Here is a 19,490-nt window from a genome sequence, read left to right as displayed (position 1 = left end):
AAAATGAAGCAGTTAGTAAAACCTATTACACATGCTGTATTAGCATTAGGGCTAGCGTTTAGCGCAAACAGTATTGCAGCCCCTTCTAAAATTTTATTTGGCTCGTGTGGGCATCAAGATAAAGACATTCCAATATTCCACACCATTAATAAAGAGCAGGGCGATTTATTTATATTTTTAGGTGACAATATTTACGGCGACACCAACGATATGACGGTACTTGCCAATAAATACCAAAAATTAGGTGCAAAACCAGGCTTTAAAACGCTAAAAGCGAATACTCCAATCATTGCGATGTGGGACGATCACGATTTTGGTCAAAACGATATTGGTAAAGATTACCCACATAAAGAGCAATCTCGCCAAATTATGCTCGATTTTTGGGGTGAGCCTAAACACTCACCCAGACGCACTCGCACCGATGGCATTTACACGTCGTATATGTATGGCGAGGATGAGCAAATCGTACACGTAATAATGCCCGATTTACGCTGGAACCGTGATGCACTTAACCACGTAAGCGAGCTTGAATATTACACCAAGCGCAAGCTTAATAACCAAGGTCCGTATAGTCCAACTGAGGTGAAAGGTGCTTCTATGTTAGGTGAGACGCAGTGGCAATGGCTTGAGCAAGAGCTTAAAAAGCCTGTAGCTATAAAGCTAATTGCCTCAAGCTTGCAATTATTACCCGATTTCACAGGGTGGGAGTCGTGGGCTAACTTTCCAGAGGATCGTAACCGTTTATTTGCGTTAATTAAAAAGCACCAAGTGAATGGGGTTATTATCATCAGTGGCGATACGCACTGGGGCGAAATATCAAAGTATCAGCAAAATCTTGATTACCCTTTAATAGAAATGACCAGCTCAGGTCTTACTGAAAAGTGGAAAGACGTCAGCCCAAATAAACACCGTATTGGTGATTATACCCACAATGTGAACTACGGCGATTTAAGCATAGATTGGCAACAAGCAGATCCGGCCATTTCACTTAAGCTTAAAGGTATAGATGGCAAAGTGATTATGCAAAGCGCATTTAGCTTATCAAGCATTAGCCCTTATAAATAAAATGGCCTGACAAATAAAACACACAGTGATTAAAATTAACGCTGTGTGTTTAATCCACCTGCTAACTCGCTGATTTATTAGTGCCAATTTACGGATTGCGCTACCCCTGTAAATGAAAATATCTTAAACTGGTTTTACTTCAAGTAAGGACTCCAGTTGTATGCTCAATATTATTCAATCAAACCGTATGGAAGCGCTGCAAGCTCAGTTTAATCAGCTGTTAAAAGTAAACCCGCTGCAAAGCCCATTCGATAAAGAAGTGGTATTAGTGCAATCGCCGGGTATGTCACAGTGGCTAAAAATTGGTTTAAGCGAAAACCTAGGCATAGCCGCGCAGGTCGATTTTCCGCTGCCATCGAGCTTTATATGGCAGTTGTATCAGCAATTGCTGCCTAATGTGCCAAAAGAGTCGGCATTTAATAAGCCTAACCTTGCTTGGAAATTATTTGCAATACTGCCCAGTTGTATAAATGAGCCGCTTTATTTGCCGCTAAAAACGTATTTAGAGGGTGATATAGACGGGCAAAAAACCTTTGCGCTGTGCGAAAAAATTGCCGATGTGTACGATCAATACTTAATGTACCGGCCGCATTGGATTGCAACTTGGGATAGCGGACAAGACGAACTTGACGATGTTGATGTAAGCATTGCCCCATGGCAGCCCGACTTATGGCGAAAGCTAGTGGCGCACAGTAAAGCACTTGGGCAAAGCCAATTTCATCGTGCCAATATGCAGGGGCAGTTACTTGCAGCCCTTGAGAATATGGATAATAGCTTACTACCTAAGCGCATTAGTTTATTTGGTATATCGGCGATTGCCAGCTCACAACTTGAGGTGTTTGAAGCGCTGAGCAAAAAAACAGAGGTGTTTTTATTCTTTTTTAACCCGAGTGAGCACTATTGGGGCGATGTGGTTGATGAAAAAACAGCAGCCAAAATAAATGCCAAATACGCCAAAATGCCGCTTTTAGAAGCGCAGCAAAAAAAACAAGCTAACCCTGACGAAGAATACTACTTTATAGGCAACCCGCTGTTATCGTCATGGGGAAAACTAGGGCGCGATTACTTTGAACAGCTCGTACAGCTTGATGCGCGCTGGATTGATGGCTTTATAGATGCATTTGACGATAGTTTACTAGGCCAAATTCAAAGTGAGATATACCAATTGGCATTTAAAGGTGAGTCGCTTACCGATAATAAAGAGTGGTTTATAAATGATGAGGGCAAGTTGCCCATTAACGACACCGACACCAGTATTACCCTAAGCGATTGCCATACACCGCTTAGAGAAGTTGAGCGCTTGCACGACTATTTACTTACTTTGTTTAATCAAAACCCGTCGCTCACTCCCAAAGACATTATTGTAATGATGCCAGATGTAGGCACGTACAGCCCGTATATTGAAGCGGTATTTGGCGGCGCGCAAAACACCAGTCGCTTTATTCCTTATGCTTTGGCCGATTTAGCCATAGAGCAAGAAAAACCCGTGCTTAGCTCGTTTGCCAGCTTGGCCAATTTGCCATTTTCGCGTTTTGGTGTATCGGATATTCTCGACTTACTGCAAGTAACCCAAATTGCCGAAAAATTCGGCCTAGAAGCGCACGAGTACGAGCAAATTCAATATTGGCTTGAGCGAGTTGGCGTAAAGTGGGGTATAAATGCCGAGCATAAAAGCAGCTTTGATTTACCCGCAATCGATTTAAATACCTGGCAACATGGCTTAAACCGTTTATTGCTAGGCATAGCCCAGCGTGATGAGCAATGCCCGTTTAACGGCATTTATAGCGCCGATGAAGTAGAGGGCATGGCGCTAGATACCCTTAATAAGTTGGTGCATTTTATTGATGTACTGCAGCGCTTTAAAGATGAGCTAACCCCTGATGATACGCTTAGTAATAAAGCAGATATTTTATCTGAGCTCATAAATGCTATTTATTACAACGAAGGCGACGACAGTTGGGATTTACTGGTACTGCAAACTGTTTTAGAGGAGCTTAAAAAACACCATAATAATGGCGATTACGATAAAGCTGTTTCGCAGCGTATTGTAAGCTACCTTATAAAACAAGGCATTCAAGAAAAAGGCGTAGGGCAGCGCTTTTTAGTGGGGCAAGTTAACTTTTGTACTTTAATGCCTATGCGCGCCGTGCCGTTTAAAGTGGTATGTATGCTTGGCTTAAACGATGCCGACTACCCCCGTACAGTGCAGCCGATAGGGTTTGACTTAGTGCCGTATTCTAAAAAACAAAAAGGTGACCGTTCACGTAAATTAGATGACCGTTACTTGTTTTTAGAAGCTTTATTGAGTGCTCGCGACAATTTATACATAAGTTATATTGGCCGCTCGTGCTTTGACAACCAACCGCGTATGCCCTCGACCTTAGTAAGCGAGCTTTTAGAGCACATAGGCCGCAGCTTTGTGCTTACAAATGACAGCAAAAAAACGCTGCCTGAGTGTTTAATTAATCAACAGCACTTACAGCCTTTTAATCATGCCTATTACACAGCAGATACCGAAGCCGATACAAAGCTGAGTAATCACAGTTTTAACCCTATTTGGCTGCCTAGCGAGCGCATAGACGCGCAGCCGCTAACAGCCATTGATGTAACAGCGCCCGCGCAATTAGAGCTTGATATATTTATTCGCAGTGTGTGCAACGCACAAGAGAGCTTTTACCAGCAAACATTAGGTTTACGCCTGCCTGAATTTAACGAAGTAGCAAAAGATGAAGAGCCTTTTAGCCTAGATGCGCTGCGCCGTTATTTTTATCTTGATGAAATACTTGAGGCCAACATTAATGAGCAACCTTTAAGTACTGAGCAAATATTGCAACGAGGAGAGCTGCCACAAGCCAATGTGGGCAGTTTAGTGTATGAGAGCATGGCGCACCGAGTAGATGCACTAGCCGGGCAAGTAAAAGAACATATTAAAAGCGGCAAAACCGACCCCCTTGAGGTGTCTTTGCGCATAGAAAACACCATCATTGAGGGCTGGCTTAATCATATTTATCTTCAAAAACAAGTGTTTTACCGAAGTGCCAGTATAAAGGCCAAAGACTTAATTAAAGGCTTTATATATCACCTTGTTGCACAAAGTATGGAGCAAAACGTAGAAACCTTGTTACTGGGGCTCGATAAGCAAATTAGCTTTGCACCGCTGAGTAAACATGAGGCCGATGCCTTACTCAGTGATTGGTTTGAACTGTATAAAGCGTTGCGCAAAGAGCCGGTGGCATTTTATCCGGTAAGTGGCTATGAATACGTTAAAAGTGGTGGCGATATTGGCAAAGCCATTAGCAAGTTTAACCCACAATACATAGGACGCGGCGAGGGCGAAAACCCGTATATTCGTTTAACGGTGCAATCGCTTAATGACTGCCAAGAAGAATTTATTAAGTGGAGCGAAAAATTACTCTCCCCATTACATGCCCATGCAAAGGAGAGTGACCATGCAAGCGCTTAATCCGCTAACAATGCCATTAAAAGGGCAAAGTTTAATAGAAGCCAGTGCGGGTACAGGTAAAACCTACACCATTACCGGGCTCTATTTACGTTATTTATTAGGCTTACAAATACCTGGGCAGATAAACACCCCGTTAAGTGTTGAGCAAATACTTGTGGTTACCTTTACCGATGCTGCAACACAAGAAATTAAAGACCGCGTACGCAGCCGAATTATTGCTGCGCGCGATGCATTACTTGGTCAAAGCCCAAACGATGAATTAATAGCAGGTATAATAGCGGCAGTAGATGACAAACACCGCGCCTTTGATTTACTCGATGCCGCGGCTAAATCTATGGACGAAGCCGCTATATTTACTATTCATGGCTTTTGCCAACGCATGTTAAAGCAACACGCGTTTGAATCAGGCGTTGCCTTTAACCTTGAGTTTATTTTAGATGAGCGCGATATCCTACTCGACACGATTAAGGATTTTTGGCGCGCCTTTGTATACCCACTTAATAAAGAACGCACTGATGCCATTTTAGAGGTGTTTGCAGCCCCTGAATCGCTATTTAGCCAAGTCAGTAGCGTGCTAAATAAAGCCAATGCGAACATAGTGCCGCAAATAAACTTAGATGACGTATTTAAAGCTCGCGATGAGTACATTGCTAAAGTACCCGCTTTTAAAAAAGCAGTGCTGGAGCAAGAGTTTATAGCTGCAATAAAAGGTTCGGGTTTAAGTGGCTCTAAAACACCTGGGCGAAAAGGCAGTTTAACGGCCCTAGAAGCATTTTGTTTAGGTGATGAGTTATTTTTTGAATTTGGCACCAATAAATACTCATTTGAGGTGTGGAGTAGTGAAAACTTAAGTGATGCCAGCAATTATAAAAAAAATCAGCCATTATTTAGCCACCCTCTGCTTAGCCTGTTTGATGAGCTTAGCGCACTTAATACTAAAATTAATCAGGGCCTTAAAATTGCCGTTGTACAAACCGCGGCTCGGTGGGTTAAACAGGCAATTGTAAAACGTAAGCAAGAGCAAAGTGTGATCACCCCAGATGATTTACTGACTAATTTACACAGTGCTTTAAATGCAGAGCAGGGCGAGGCTTTATCGCAAAAAATAGCGCAGTTATTTCCTGTTGCCATGATTGATGAATTTCAAGATACCGACCCCATTCAGTATGGCATTTTTAGTAAAATATACGGCCAAGAAAACACCACACTGGCCATGATAGGTGACCCAAAACAGGCTATTTATGGCTTTAGGGGCGCTGATATTTTTACCTATATTGGCGCAAAAGAGTCGGTAGAGCCTGAGCAACAATTTACGTTAGGTACTAATTTTCGCTCAAGCACCGATATAGTAAACAGTGTAAACAGCTTGTTTTCTAAACATGCCAATAGCTTTATTTATAACGATGCCATACCGTTTAACGCAGTAGCAGCAAAAGGCAAAAAAGCCGATGAAACATTTACAATAGATGGCAAACCTGCCACCGCGTTTGAATTTAATGTATTTGTAGATGACGCTGCAGATGAAAAAAACAAACCCACCAGCAAAGGCGTTGGGCAAGGGCATTTGGCCAGCTATTTTGCTAATAAAATAGTGACATTGCTTGAGCAAGCCGAGCAAGGTCGAGCGCGCATTGGTAAGCATAAGGTGACCGCAGCCGATATTTGTATATTAGTGCGCGACCGTGTAGAAGCGCAAATAATGAAAAAAGCACTGAGCAATGCCAATATTGCGAGTGTGTATTTATCGCGTGACAGTGTGTTCAGCCAAGAGCTTAGCCACCATTTACTTAACTTTTTAGCCGCATTGCATGGGCAATATAACGAGTCGTTACTGCGCGGCGTATTAGCAGGGCCATTATTTTGTTTAAGCTATAACGAAATTTACGCCCTTGCTGAGGATGAAAATAAATGGCAAGAGCACTTAAACTTTTTTGCGCAACTTAGCCATATTTGGAACAAACAAGGCGCAATGGCCATGCTTGAGCGCTTGTTAAGTCATAATCAGCTGAGCGCCAAGTGGCAAGGGCTTGGCTATAACGTTGAGCGATGGTTAACCGACTTCAGGCACTTAGGTGAAATACTGCAGCAAAAGCAAATAGAGTTAGAAGGTACGTTACGTTTACTGCGTTGGTTTGCTCAAAAGGTTAGCCAGCAAGATGGCGAAGTTGTGCAAGTACGCCTAGAGAGTGACGCCAACTTAGTTAAAATAGTGACTATGCATGCCTCAAAAGGGCTTGAATATCCGCTGGTATTTATGCCTTTTGCTAGTGGCTATCGCGAAACTAAAGACGCGCTTTATCATCAAAATGGCCAGTTAGTTTACGATTTAAGTAAAAACGAAGACGCCTTAGCACAAGCCGAGCAAGAACGCTTAGCTGAAGACTTACGCTTACTCTATGTTGCGCTTACCCGCGCGGTACACTTTTGTGCACTTGGGGTGTATAACATAGGGCAAGGGCAAAGCAGCCGCTTGGCTATACAAAGTAGTGCATTAGGGCATGTGCTATTTGCAGGGCTTGAGCTTACAAGTAGCCAAACGTGGCGTACCCACTTAAGTGAATTTTGCGACACACACGCTGAAATGCGTTACCAGCAATTTACCGCTGAGCAATTAGCCGAGCAAGGACAGTTAACACTTAATAACGCAGTGCAGCAGAGCCAAGCGTTAAAAGTGAATACAGTTACAGCCAACATAGAGCGAGATTGGCGAGCAACCAGCTTTAGCGCGCTGAGCTTTAAAAAGCACACCGATCATATTGAACCTGGACGCAGCGATGAAGATCACGAAAAAGATGAATTTGCTAACACCCAAGATGAAGTACCATCGCCTTATAGTTTTCCCAAGGGGGCAAAACCGGGTAGCTGTTTGCATGAAATTTTTGAACAAATAGACTTTACCAGTACACAAGTACACCCGACTAATCCAGAGCAAAATTTAGCAGAGGTAGTTAAACAGGCGCTTGATAAATACCATATTAGCGAAAGCTGGCAACACGTGATCGAGCAATGGGTGCTTGATTCGTTAACCTGCCCCTTAAACAATGAGGGATTAAGCTTAAGCCAATTAGCTCCCGCAGATTGCCTAGTCGAAATGGAGTTTAATTTACCTTTAGATAGTTTGAGCGCGCCCAAATTAAACGAAATATTGGTAAAACATTTTGGTTTTACCCAAAGCAAACTCGAGTTTTCTCATGTAAAAGGCCTTTTAAAGGGGTTTATAGATTTAATTTTTTGCTATCAAGGTAAGTATTATATTTTAGATTATAAGTCTAATTACTTAGGCAATACGCCCGCTGATTATGAAAGCGATATGCTAGCGCAAGCAATGAATAGCCATCAGTATCATTTACAGTATTTAATTTATAGCGTTGCGCTGCACCGATTACTTAAACAACGCATTAGTGATTATGCAATAGAAACCCATTTAGGCGGGGTTTATTATACTTTTTTACGCGGCATGCCGGCAGGCAAAGGGGTGTATTTTAATAAGCTCACCGCAGAGCAAATCACACTATTAGATGGCTTATTTAGCCAAGGAGCCATGTTATGAGTGACTACCCTATGCAGCAAAGCCTGTTTGATGAGCCGCCAGCACCCGTACAGCCGTTAAATACGGTGAAGTTGCTTGACTACTTATTAGATGAAAAACGCATAAGAATGGTAGATGTAAAGCTTGCTTTAATGCTGTGTGATAATCAGCAAAACGACGTGTTTTATATAGTGTTATTGCTGTGTTTATCACAGCAAAGCCAGCATAGCTGTTTAACATTAAAAGAAGTCGACTGGCAAAACCCGTTTAATTTACGCCAAAGCGACTTCACTAAAACTGAGGGCAATGTACCAAATATTACATCGCCTTTTAACGAAGCCTTTACCTACCTCGATGCGCTTAGCTGTTTAAGCGCCCATAACAGTGTGGGCGAGGCAAAACCCTTACAGTTATTTAACGAGCGGCTTTATTTTGCGCGCCTTGCTGAGTACGAACATACTTTAGCTACGCGTTTACTTGCGATGAGTGAGCGCCATTTAAATATAAATACACAGTTACTCAGCCAACTATTAAGTGACTACTTTGTAGATAATTCAGCGCTTACCATAGATTGGCAAAAAGTGGCCTGTGCAATTGCTGCAACAAAAGGCTTTAGCGTTATAACAGGCGGGCCAGGGACCGGTAAAACCACCACAGTAACTAAGCTGTTGGCAATTTTGCAGTCGCTTTATAAAAGTGCACCTTTAAGTATTAAGCTGGTGGCGCCTACAGGTAAAGCCGCAGCACGTTTAAGTGAATCAATTTTAGGGGCTAAACAAAAGCTTGAAATTGTTCCTGATGATATTAAGGCCTTAATTCCTGATAGTGCGCAAACTATTCACCGACTTTTAGGGGTTAAACCCTTTACCAATAAATTTAAGCATAACCGCACAAACCCGCTGCATTTAGATGTACTGATTATTGATGAAGCCAGCATGGTTGATTTATCACTCATGGCTAAATTAATAGAGGCACTGCCTACCCATGCGCGTTTGATATTACTTGGCGATAAAGACCAACTTGCCTCGGTAGATACCGGCAGTGTAATGAGTGATTTATGTCAGGGGTTAGCACTAGGCCAAACGCCTAATTACTCGCAAGCGCGATGTGATGAGCTTAATGCGTTATGTTTTAAAGGAGAGGCTAAATTAGCGGCGCCTGGGCATAGCGAATTTAAACTAGCTGATTGCATTGCGTTTTTACAACACAGTTACCGGTTTGATGCAAAAAGCGGCATTGGACAGCTTGCGCTGGCGGTTAATACTAACCATAACGGTATTTTAAAATACGTAGAGCAACAAAGCACACAAGGGCAATTTAACGATGTTATTTTAGATTATGACTTTGTTGCCAAACCCATAGAAAAATTAATAAACAGTGCTGCTAAGCATTACGCCCATTATTTAAGTTTAATCGCACAAGGGGCAAGTGTTGCAGATGTTCACGCGGCGTTTTCTCAATATCAATTATTAGCGGCCGTGCGTGAGGGCGATTACGGCGTAAATAGCTTAAATAACCGCATTGAGCGTGCACTTGTGCAGCAAGGGTTAATATCGGTGAGCCCAAATCAGCGCCATTACAGTGGTATGCCCATTATGGTGAGCCAAAACGATTATCAACTTAAGTTATTTAATGGTGATATTGGTATTTTAATGCCCGATGAAAGCGGGCAGTTAAAAGCATTATTTATTGATGAGCAAAACAATGTACGGGCGTTTTCTCCTGCACGCCTACCTGCTCACGATAAAGTGTATGTAATGACCATACATAAATCGCAGGGCTCGGAGTTTAGTTATACCGCTATGGTTTTACCGCCTTTAAAGCAAGCTAGTATGGGTATAAATCGCCAGCTGGTATACACAGGCATAACCCGCGCAAAAAACACCTTTGAGCTGGTGGCCGATAAAAAAGTGCTACTGCTAGCTATGAATAAAAGCGTATCAAGAGCCTCAGGGTTGTATGAGCGTTTAAAATACTAACACCTGTTTATATTTTGGGTTCAACTAAATAACCTGAGTTCTGGATAATAAATCTATCTCAAGCAGCTATTTTTAGCGCTAACTGCGTTGAATTTACTTGCAATAGGCCAGCTATTGACGCGTAAATACGCCTTGTTTTCACCAAAAATTTCTAGCTAGAGAGAAACAAGCTTAAATATCGTTATTATTTATAGCGTTTTTAAATCTCTTAACCAGAACTCAGGTTAAACACTAAAAACCTAACGTATTTTTATGCGTTAGGTTTTTAAGCTTTAGTGGGTATGTGTTCATAATACTAAATATTGCAATTATTTGAATTTAAGTAACTGTATATACAGATAATATAGATTAAGGTGAATTTAAATGATAATAAATTGTTGCATTTTTGAGCGTTGTTCCTAATACTGGTCAATGCATGTGCGGCTGCACATGTGTAAATGAATACCTTAAGTACATAGGCATAAAAATAAAACACTGAACACATTAAGGATTTATATGAACACCAATAAACGTACACACACGCTTAAATACTTACTATGCGCCGGTTTAGCCGTATTAATGAGTTTTTCGGCAGCAAGTAAAGATCACAAAATTATACTAATTCACGGCTTACAGGTATCGCAAATAACCAATAAATCGGGCAGCGATGTAGTAAATGACGGTGAAACTTATTGGCAAACCTATTGGAACAACCGCGCTGATGAACGTATTGATTGGCCTGCTTATGAGCGCATTGAAGGTAAAATTGCGACCGATTGGGTATGGCCTAAATTAAAACAAATATCGCGTTCTAACTTATGTGCAGATGGCTGTGTGTTAGTGACACACTCAACAGGCGATTTAGTTGCCCGCCATATTATAGATAACCAAGCCAACTGGCTTGAAAATGCGGGCCTTACACCGCTTAATATTGTAGCGACCTTTGATTTAGCGGGCGCAGGGGGCGGCAGCGAGCTTGCTGATATTGCTGTAAGTGCTTTAACAGGTGCCGCATGGAACTTTGCGGTAGATGCTGCACTCAAATGGTGGTTAGGCAGTGACGTGACAGAAGCGGTGGGCGTATTACATGATTTAAAAGTAAATAACGCACGCAAAATATCGCCGTTTCCAGATGCACGTACGCCAAGATTGCGCTTTGTAGCCGATGGCAATGCTTACCTAGGGTTAACGGGTGGGTTTTTAAAAGGTAATGATGACTCGGTAGTAGCATCGCATTCATCGTGTGGAGCAAGCTCGGCTAAGTCATTTGGCAGTTGTAGTAGCAGTATTGATACCAATGGCCAGTTAAAATCGCAAGGTGATGCCGTTAATAGCTTTATGCCAAACCATTACCCAATGATGATGAGCGACAGCTACAGCCATAATGAAATTCACAACGCACAGCGCAAAGGCAATGTCACGATTGCCATGAACAATATAAATGTGGATGGTCAAAATGTGGGCTTTAACACATTTGATAAAACAACGGGTACTTGGTTTTGGAAAAAACACTACCGCTATATTAAGGATTCAAACTCACAAAGTGCCTCGGCACTTATTTATAACGTGATCCCTTAATAAGTACCTAAATTTTATAAACGCATTAGGTATAAAACATTAAAGCGTGTAGTTATTTACTACACGCTTTTAAAGGATTGATGCAATATGAAAAAGTTTTACATTGGTGCCGCTGTGGTTAGTATTGGGGTGTTTTTACTCTGGTATACAAATAAAAATGAAGTTAAAACGCTTGAGCCTCCCGCTGCGCATGCAATAAAGCAGAACACAGGCTCAGCAAGCCCAGATAAAAACACCGTAATAACAATTGATGTGCCAAAACAAAAACAGGCTAAAAGCCCTCCCAAACAACATTATGATCAGCACTTAGCCAGTGCCGCTGAGCATGTGGCAATGCAATACCAAAGCGCACTAAAATACCCGCCTTATTCGCAGCCCTTAAGCGCACTTGATGAAGACCGCTTAAAGCCCAATCAGTTTTACCCAGTTACAAGCCCCATTGACGATGCGGGCAATGCCCTCGTTGTTAGTTTAGATAAATATCGGTTTGTATATCCGCAAGAAATAACCGTTCATATTGCTGCGCAAAACCTAGCAGAGGTAAATGTAGCACTAAGCAATACCGATACTAAAGCGTCAATTAGTTCAAAAACCACCACAGCACAGCAGGGCGAAGCCACGGTGAAATTTAAAGCCAGTGAAGACTACCCGCGAAATTTACAGCTATTTGTAGAGGCAAATATTGCAGGTAAAAAGGTGCCTGCAGTTGCGCAAATACAGTATATGCCACCAAGTGCTACGCTTATTGATTTTGATAATGCCTATGCACAAAACGAAAATATGATAGCCACAGCCCATTTAAAGGTGCTCAAAAGCGGCTTATATAGAATTAGGGCTAATTTATACAGTGATACGAGCCCACTTGCACATTTGGTGACTAAAAAGAAACTCTCACAAGGCAGTCAAACGGTGGATTTAAAGGCGCATTGGTCGGTATTACCACAAGGGGTAGTGAATATGCGTTTAAGTGACTTTGTGATAGAGCGCATGTCGCCAAGCCCCGGTGAACGTAATAGTTTTGGTAGCAGTGACATTGCTGAGTTTGAAATTAAAGATTTTGCCTACGATAGTTTGCAACAACTGCCTTATCAAGCAAATGAGCAAGAGCGAATGAGTTTAGAGTTTTTAAAAGGGTTAGCTGATAAAGGTTAATGGTAATAAATAAGGGGCATAGAGCCCCTTAACTGTATTTTTTAAACGGTTAGCTTAGGTTAATAGTAACCACATCAGCTTGCTGATCTTGGGTTTCATCTTCATCGCTTACAGGCGATTTTGGGATATCTGGTTTATCAAGTGCTATATCACCGCCATCAATAACATCGCCGGTTTTTAGGTTTTCAAAATCAAATAGTGCTGTATCGGCTAAATGCGAAGGCACCACATTTTGCATTGCAGTAAAAATACTTTCGATACGCCCTGGGTGGTCTTTATTCCATTGAGCTAGCATGTTTTTAGTGTGTTTACGTTGCAGGTTTTCTTGCGAGCCACATAAATTACACGGAATAATAGGGTAACCTTGGCTAAATGCATATTTACTTATATCGGCTTCTTTACAATAAGCGAGGGGGCGAATAACCATGTGCTCGCCGTTATCGCTCATTAATTTAGCCGGCATGCTTTTAAGTTTACCGCCGTAAAACATGTTTAAAAAGAGTGTTTCGATCATGTCGTCACGGTGATGGCCAAGGGCAATTTTAGTCGCGCCCATTTCTTTGGCTGTACGGTACAAAATACCACGACGTAGGCGTGAACACAGCGAGCATGTTGTTTTACCCTCAGGGATAATATCGGTCACTATACTGTAGGTGTCTTCTTCTACAATTTTGTATTCAATATCTTGTTTATCAAGGTACTCAGGTAAAACATGTTCAGGAAACCCTGGTTGTTTTTGATCGAGGTTAACAACAAATAAATCAAAGTTAATAGGTGCTACACGCTTTAAATGTTTAAGCATATCAAGCATGGTATAACTGTCTTTACCACCCGATAGGCATACCATTACACGGTCGCCTTCTTCAATCATGTTAAAGTCCATGACGGCTTGGCCCGTAAGACGGCGTAAACGCTTTTGTAGCTTATTTAAGTTGTATTGAGCTTTGGCTTGAGCTGAGTGAGACACTACGCCCCCTTATAAAACAATGCGGCAAATTATTTGCTGAAAATAAAGGGGCGTATTATATACCCAAGTACTAGGGGTATTAAAGCGCTAGTTAAGGCTTTGTTTAACTTTTGGCAAGTGGGCTTACGTAGCCATCGGGTTTTAAAGCAAGTACATCACAATCTAGGCTGTCTATTACGTGCTCGGCAGTGTTACCTACTAACGCAGCGCTTAACCCTGTACGACCTACAGTGCCAATTACCACTAATTCGCTATTTAAGCGACTTGCTACATCGGGGATCACATCCTCAGGCAGGCCTTCTTCTATAAAGCATTGCTCGTTAGTTAAATTAAATGTTTTAGCGAGCTCGTTGGTAGATTCTATGTGGTGTTTTTTTACTGATTCGTTGTAAAGGCTGGGGTTAAACTCAGGGATTTCGATAGCAATATTAACGGGTGTAGCAGGGTAGGCATTGACCAGATTAAGCTTAGCGTTGGCAAGCTCACACAAAAATTGTGCATCTTTAATAATGCGTTTATTAAGGGCTACATGCTCATCGTTTTCACTAACTGCATTCACTGCAGCTAAAATATTGCCTTGCTCAGGCCAAGCCATTTCTTTTACAAATAATACCGGTGTTGGGCATTTGCGTACTAGGTGCCAATCAGTAGGGGTAAAAATAACCGACTTAAGCGCGCCATGCTGATGGGTGCTTTTAACAACTAGGTCGAACTCTTGCTCGATAACAGTATTAATAATGGCTTCAAACGGGCGGTTATGCCATACCACTTCGGTGGTGATGTTTATATCTGGGTAGGTGGAAATTATATCTTTGAGCCATATTTCTCTATCAGCAATAACTGCTTTTCGCATTGCTTCGCGCTCTTCGAACGACAACATAGTGGTCATTTCGTAAGATAAGTCGTAAACAGTCATAAAGGCGGTAATACTGGCACCTGACTTTTTAGCTAAATCAATTGAGCGAGCTAAACCGTGATGATCATCTTTAGTGGGGTCAATAACGGCTAAAATACGTTTAATAGTGTTCATATGCTACTCCCTTTTTTAACTTACTTTCAGTGTAACGTAAATACACAGCAGTTAAAGGGGTAGCACACAAATTGTTGTTCTAAATCAAAGTTACAACAAGCGTCAGCTTAGCAGGGTTTAACTATTGCTGCCGTTTTTGCCAATGCGTCGCAGTCTAAAATAGTAATAAATTTACCCTCGACCTTTATTAAATCCGCTTTTTGAAAACGGCTTAATAAGCGACTAATTGTCTCTACCGTTAGACCTAAATAGTTACCTATTTCTCCTCGAGTCATGGTAAATCTAAACTCTTTGCGAGAAAACCCACGCTCGCCAAAACGCTCCGAAAGGTTATAAATAAAGCTCGCTAGGCGTTCTTCTGCCGACTTTTTATTAAGAAGTAGCAGCATTTCTTGATCGTAGGTAATCTCGCTACTCATTAAACGCATAATTTGCTGGCGCAGTTTGGGTAATTTACCGGCTAACTCATCAAGTGTATCGAACGGGATTTCGCAGACCATTGATGTTTCTAGGGCTTGCGAAAAGCTCTGATGAGCCATTTTGCTAATTGCATCAAAGCCGACTAAATCACCGGCTAAATGGAAACCGGTAATTTGTTCATCCCCTTGCTCAGACAGTGTATACGATTTAAATGAGCCAGAGCGTACTGCATAAATAGCATTAAGAGGAGCACCAGATTCAAACAGGTAGTCACCCTTGTGAAGCGGCTTTTTGCGCTCAATGATTTCGTCGAGCTTGTCCATTTCTTGGCCATTTAACGAAAACGGCAAACATAATTGGCTAATACTGCAATTATTGCAGCTAATTGCACAATTACTTTTAGCGCGACTTTGAGAGAAATCCATAATTTAATCCATTTTAATTTTTATACACAGTACTGAAAATAAACCCAAAGGGTTAATACCGCGACGATTAATGTACTAGTTTGTCGCTGGCAATAATCAATAGGTAGATACCATACCAAATAATAATACTGCCTAAAACAATACGCGTCCATGGGTGGTTAATAACACTATTGAGCTTTTCAGCGGCTAACCCTAGGGTGATCATGGCCGGAAAGGTGCCAAGTGCAAAGCAAAGCATCACTATGGCTCCGTCAAATGCGCTAGGGCTGGTCATTGCCCAGGTAAGCGCAGAATAAACCAAACCACAAGGCAGCCAACCCCATAAAGCGCCATAGCCTAATGCTTTAGCTGTTGAATCTACTGGCATTAAATACTTATTAAGCTTAACAATGTGCTGCCAAATAAAGGTTTTCCCGATTTTTTCGAGCCATTGCAGAGTAGGTCCTATACGCATAATATACACGCCAACCAACAGCATAAAAATAGCAGCAATGAATGAAAGCGTGACAGAAAAAAACGTATTTTGTTTTGCAAATTGGCTGCTTATACCCGCAACAAGGGCTCCAGCAAGCATGTAACTACAAGCTCGGCCAACATTATACGCAAAAGAATAAATAATAGATTGGCGTTTGTCCGTGGCCAATTGCAATGAACTGGCAATACCACCGCACATAGCTAGGCAATGCCCGCTACCAATTAAGCCCATTAAAAATGCGCTGGTGTAAAGTGGCTCAATCATTACTTTTATTATGCTGATCTTTATCATCTTCAAACAAAATACTATGACCTTGTTTATTTAGATCAGAAAATTGCTCGCTTTTAACCGCCCAAAAAAACACGCCAATGGCAATAATTACAAATAAAATAGCAATGGGGATTAAAATATAAATTATGCTCATAATTTTAAAAGCCTTAGTGAATTACTAATCACAATAATTGAGCTGGCAGACATACCAATAACCGCCATCCACGGGGCCACAAGTCCAAGCGCTGCGAGTGGTAAAATAGAGGCATTATACACCAAAGACAGGGTCAGGTTTTGCTTAACGATTCGCCGCGTTTGTTTAGCAACATTGAGTAGGTGTGCAATAGAGACTAAATCACTATTTAACAACACCACATCGGCACTGTTTTTAGATATATCGGCACCGGTTTCCATGGCTATGGACAAATGTGCACTAGCAAATACAGGGCTGTCGTTTATGCCATCGCCTACCATAGCGACCACTTCGCTTTGTGATGACCACTGCTCAACGGCGGTTTGTTTATCTTTAGGTGAAAGAGCGCTTTGACAGCTATTAAGCTTTAATTGTTTTGCTATTTTTTGCCCCGCATCTGATGCATCGCCTGTGAGCATATGACAGCTTAAGTTTTGTGCTTGTAAGTTAGCTATAAGCTCATTAGCACCCATTTTTACTTTATCTATAAAGTAAAAACGGGCAACTACACGTTTATTTATAAATAGGCTTGCTTGCGCATTCGTTTTTTTACTATCAAACCAGCCGCTTTTACCAATAGCGTAATGATCAGTACCGCTTTGCGCACTGATGCCCAACCCCGGGTGAATGGTAACGTTAGTAAGAGTAAGCTCTGTGTTGGCGTATTTATTAAATGCACTGGCAATGGGGTGTTCTGAGTAGCGCTCTAACTGGGCGGCAATATTAAGGACTTCCTCTTTAGAGAGATGAGTGTCAAGTATATCAACGGCGTCTAAACTAAATTTGCCTTGTGTAAGCGTGCCTGTTTTATCAAAAGCAAACAATGTTAGTTTTGAGAGTGTTTCAAGCACATGTGCTTGTTTTATTAAAATCCCTTTGCGGGTGAGCGTTGCAACAGCACAAGTTAAAGCTGTTGGTATAGCAAGACTCAACGCACAAGGGCATGTTGCAACTAATACAGAAATGGTGATCCAAAATGCGTGCTCTGGGTCAATTTGGTACCAGCCAATAGCCGTTATAGAGGCGAAAACGAGTAAGCAAGCAATAAACCACTGTGCAACTTTATCAGTAATTTCTACCAGTTTAGGGCGCTTAGTGAGGGCATTATGCTGTAAACGTATAATTTGGTTTAGTAGGGTATTTTGGCCAACTTTATTAATTTTAATTTCTATAATGCCATCATGATTCACACACCCTGCGTATACATTGTGACCAACAAATTTATTTACGGGCTGATGCTCACCTGTCATCATGGATTCATCAACACTCGTTTGTCCTTTGATTAGTTCTCCGTCAGCCGGAATCGTCTCGCCTGCTTTTATAAGAATAACATCATTAAGCTTGAGTTTTTTAGCGGCGATAATGTGCTCTTGGCCTTTATCATCAAGGGTGCGGGCCGTTAAAGGAAGCAGTTTTTGTAGGTTTGCGGTAAATTCGCTGGCTTTTAATCTAGCCCTAAATTCAAGATATTTGCCTAATAATAACAAAAAGGTAAACATACAAACCGATTCAAAATACACTTCGCCTACGTGCATAAACGTGGCATAACAACTTGCGCTATATGCGCCAAAAATGGCCAACGATACGGGTAAGTCCATATTTAATTGTTTTGCTTTTAAGCCATTAATAGCATTAGTTAAAAAAGGTAATGCGCTGTACAAAATAACGGGGGAGGCAAGGACTAGGCTTATCCAGCGAAAGTATTCTTCAAAGTTACTATCCATACCCGAGAACATGCCAAAGTACATCGCAAAGGCAAACATCATCACCTGCATGGTCATCAAGCCTGCAACACCTAAACGGCGAATATACGCTTTTGCTGTTTGTTGTTTTTGTTGTGCTTCGTCATCGGCCTGAAAGGGGTAAGCTTTATAGCCAATTTTGGCAAGCGAGGTGATAATGTCGCTAAGCGGAGTTTGGGTTTTATCCCACTGAATCATGGCACGGTTAGTTGAAGTGTTAACATCTACGCGCTTAACTGTTTTTAAGCTCAGTAATTGTTTTTCAATAAGCCAAGCACATGCGGCGCAGGTAATGCCTTCAACACTCAATAAAACCTCTGATAAGTTATCGGTTGTAGCTATAAACTCATCTTGTATATCTTCATTGTCGTAGCTTTTAATAAATTCTAGTTGCTCGGGCACTAGTTGTTCTACTTTACCGGCGCGCACAGTGCGGTATTTGTAGTAGTCAGTCATGCCCTGATCAACAATGTTTTGCGCAACCGCTTGGCAGCCAATACAGCACATAGGCTGAGGTGTATTATCTATTGTTACGGTTGCGCTAAATCCATTTGGCACACTTTCAAGGCAATGAAAGCAAGAAACGCTCATAGTGATGACTACTTATAATTTGGGGTAACTAACAACGCTTGCTCTGTAGGAAGAGTAATATTTTCTTTTAACTTCCAACTGCCATCTACAGGCTCTATAAATACAGAATAAGCACCTGGTGTATAGTTATCGAGTAGGGCTGTAAATTCTTTATTTGCATTAGGGGTAAGTGTTGCTTCAAAGTCATGCGCTTTAATAGTGCGATGATAAAAAGACAGTTTTAAAGCGTGTACGTTACTGTAATCGCCTTTGGTAAAGGCAAAGCTGGCACGTTCGTTTGTAACATTAAGTTTGCCATGTAAAAACAGGGCTTTGGCTTTTTCAAACTTAGTAAGCTCTAAGTTTATTGCTTTACCTTTTTTATAGTAATCATCAACTACCATATCTGGGCCATTTCCCACAGCAGTAATAATTAAGGTTATGCACCCAATAATGGCCGCTAGCGGAAAAAACATTAAAAACCAAGGCCAAAAATTTTTATACCACGAAGTAGGTTGCATAGTTGCTCTAAAATTAGTTTAGGTGGTGCTATTTTATAGCAAATATTGATAAAAGACTAAAAAAAAGCCTCCGACTGGAGGCTTTTTTGATCTGGATTAATCTATTGAAATAATAAGATTAATTAATGGTTA

The 19,490-nt window shown here is 41.4% G+C and carries 13 protein-coding genes; 6 read left to right on the top strand and 7 right to left on the bottom strand.

Translation table 11 applies throughout. The annotated features are described in order from the left end of the window. The first annotated feature begins 3 nt into the window (after positions 1-3). From CWC17_RS15155 to CWC17_RS15130, 6 genes are all read left to right on the top strand, one after another. On the top strand, positions 4-1,065 hold the full coding sequence (locus CWC17_RS15155) for an alkaline phosphatase D family protein (protein ID WP_138613824.1): 1,062 nt from the start codon (positions 4-6) through the stop codon (positions 1,063-1,065). A gap of 160 nt (positions 1,066-1,225) precedes the next feature. Further along, a complete protein-coding gene (gene recC / locus CWC17_RS15150; protein ID WP_138613822.1) occupies positions 1,226-4,528 on the top strand; it encodes an exodeoxyribonuclease V subunit gamma in 3,303 nt (1,100 codons plus the stop codon). Further along, positions 4,515-8,078: an exodeoxyribonuclease V subunit beta gene (recB, locus tag CWC17_RS15145; protein ID WP_138613820.1), complete on the top strand. Its 3,564-nt coding sequence runs from the start codon at positions 4,515-4,517 to the stop codon at positions 8,076-8,078. Before recC ends, recB begins: the two co-directional genes overlap by 14 nt. Next, positions 8,075-10,036 (top strand): exodeoxyribonuclease V subunit alpha, encoded by a 1,962-nt coding sequence (gene recD / locus CWC17_RS15140; protein WP_138613818.1) that lies wholly within the window; start codon positions 8,075-8,077, stop codon positions 10,034-10,036. Before recB ends, recD begins: the two co-directional genes overlap by 4 nt. Positions 10,037-10,531: 495 nt before the next feature. Continuing rightward, positions 10,532-11,593 carry a hypothetical protein gene (locus tag CWC17_RS15135; RefSeq protein ID WP_138613816.1) on the top strand — a complete coding sequence of 354 codons (1,062 nt, stop codon included), beginning with the start codon at positions 10,532-10,534 and terminating at the stop codon, positions 11,591-11,593. An 87-nt stretch (positions 11,594-11,680) separates the two neighbouring features. Beyond that, positions 11,681-12,745, top strand: coding sequence for a hypothetical protein (locus tag CWC17_RS15130; protein WP_138613814.1), 1,065 nt, complete (start codon positions 11,681-11,683; stop codon positions 12,743-12,745). Positions 12,746-12,794: 49 nt separating this feature from the next. On the opposite strand, the gene ttcA is transcribed toward CWC17_RS15130, so the two are convergent. The 7 genes from ttcA to CWC17_RS15095 all read right to left on the bottom strand — a co-directional run bounded on the left by ttcA (position 12,795) and on the right by CWC17_RS15095 (position 19,358). Then, entirely contained in the window at positions 12,795-13,712 is a 918-nt protein-coding gene (ttcA, locus tag CWC17_RS15125; protein WP_138613813.1) for a tRNA 2-thiocytidine(32) synthetase TtcA, read from the bottom strand. 103 nt (positions 13,713-13,815) lie between these two features. Then, a complete protein-coding gene (uspE, locus tag CWC17_RS15120) occupies positions 13,816-14,742 on the bottom strand; it encodes a universal stress protein UspE (protein ID WP_138613811.1) in 927 nt (308 codons plus the stop codon). A 107-nt stretch (positions 14,743-14,849) separates the two neighbouring features. Beyond that, entirely contained in the window at positions 14,850-15,587 is a 738-nt protein-coding gene (locus tag CWC17_RS15115; protein WP_138541204.1) for an FNR family transcription factor, read from the bottom strand. Positions 15,588-15,654: 67 nt separating this feature from the next. Beyond that, positions 15,655-16,326, bottom strand: coding sequence for a sulfite exporter TauE/SafE family protein (locus tag CWC17_RS15110; protein ID WP_138613809.1), 672 nt, complete (start codon positions 16,324-16,326; stop codon positions 15,655-15,657). After that, a complete protein-coding gene (ccoS, locus tag CWC17_RS15105) occupies positions 16,319-16,486 on the bottom strand; it encodes a cbb3-type cytochrome oxidase assembly protein CcoS (protein ID WP_055015669.1) in 168 nt (55 codons plus the stop codon). Before ccoS ends, CWC17_RS15110 begins: the two co-directional genes overlap by 8 nt. After that, positions 16,483-18,858, bottom strand: coding sequence for a heavy metal translocating P-type ATPase (locus CWC17_RS15100; RefSeq protein ID WP_138613807.1), 2,376 nt, complete (start codon positions 18,856-18,858; stop codon positions 16,483-16,485). The genes ccoS and CWC17_RS15100 overlap by 4 nt, the downstream gene beginning before the upstream one ends. Before the next feature lie 8 nt (positions 18,859-18,866). Continuing rightward, positions 18,867-19,358, bottom strand: a complete 492-nt coding sequence (locus CWC17_RS15095; protein WP_055015667.1) for a FixH family protein — start codon at positions 19,356-19,358, stop codon at positions 18,867-18,869. Between the last annotated feature and the right edge of the window lie 132 nt (positions 19,359-19,490).

The sequence above is a fragment of the Pseudoalteromonas sp. S3785 genome, from assembly GCF_005887365.1.
In the GTDB taxonomy this organism is placed as follows: domain Bacteria; phylum Pseudomonadota; class Gammaproteobacteria; order Enterobacterales; family Alteromonadaceae; genus Pseudoalteromonas.
The sequence above is the reverse complement of the archived record's forward strand: the minus strand, read 5'-3'. Positions and strand labels throughout refer to the sequence as shown.

What these genes read in the sequence shown, in the direction of transcription:
- recC (WP_138613822.1), top strand. Translation starts at nt 1,226, where the DNA reads ATGCTCAATATTATTCAATCAAACCGTATGGAAGCGCTGCAAGCTCAG.
- CWC17_RS15135 (WP_138613816.1), top strand. Translation starts at nt 10,532, where the DNA reads ATGAACACCAATAAACGTACACACACGCTTAAATACTTACTATGCGCC.
- CWC17_RS15110 (WP_138613809.1), bottom strand. Translation starts at nt 16,326, where the DNA reads ATGATTGAGCCACTTTACACCAGCGCATTTTTAATGGGCTTAATTGGT.
- CWC17_RS15155 (WP_138613824.1), top strand. Translation starts at nt 4, where the DNA reads ATGAAGCAGTTAGTAAAACCTATTACACATGCTGTATTAGCATTAGGG.
- recB (WP_138613820.1), top strand. Translation starts at nt 4,515, where the DNA reads ATGCAAGCGCTTAATCCGCTAACAATGCCATTAAAAGGGCAAAGTTTA.
- recD (WP_138613818.1), top strand. Translation starts at nt 8,075, where the DNA reads ATGAGTGACTACCCTATGCAGCAAAGCCTGTTTGATGAGCCGCCAGCA.
- CWC17_RS15095 (WP_055015667.1), bottom strand. Translation starts at nt 19,358, where the DNA reads ATGCAACCTACTTCGTGGTATAAAAATTTTTGGCCTTGGTTTTTAATG.
- CWC17_RS15100 (WP_138613807.1), bottom strand. Translation starts at nt 18,858, where the DNA reads ATGAGCGTTTCTTGCTTTCATTGCCTTGAAAGTGTGCCAAATGGATTT.
- CWC17_RS15115 (WP_138541204.1), bottom strand. Translation starts at nt 15,587, where the DNA reads ATGGATTTCTCTCAAAGTCGCGCTAAAAGTAATTGTGCAATTAGCTGC.
- uspE (WP_138613811.1), bottom strand. Translation starts at nt 14,742, where the DNA reads ATGAACACTATTAAACGTATTTTAGCCGTTATTGACCCCACTAAAGAT.
- CWC17_RS15130 (WP_138613814.1), top strand. Translation starts at nt 11,681, where the DNA reads ATGAAAAAGTTTTACATTGGTGCCGCTGTGGTTAGTATTGGGGTGTTT.
- ccoS (WP_055015669.1), bottom strand. Translation starts at nt 16,486, where the DNA reads ATGAGCATAATTTATATTTTAATCCCCATTGCTATTTTATTTGTAATT.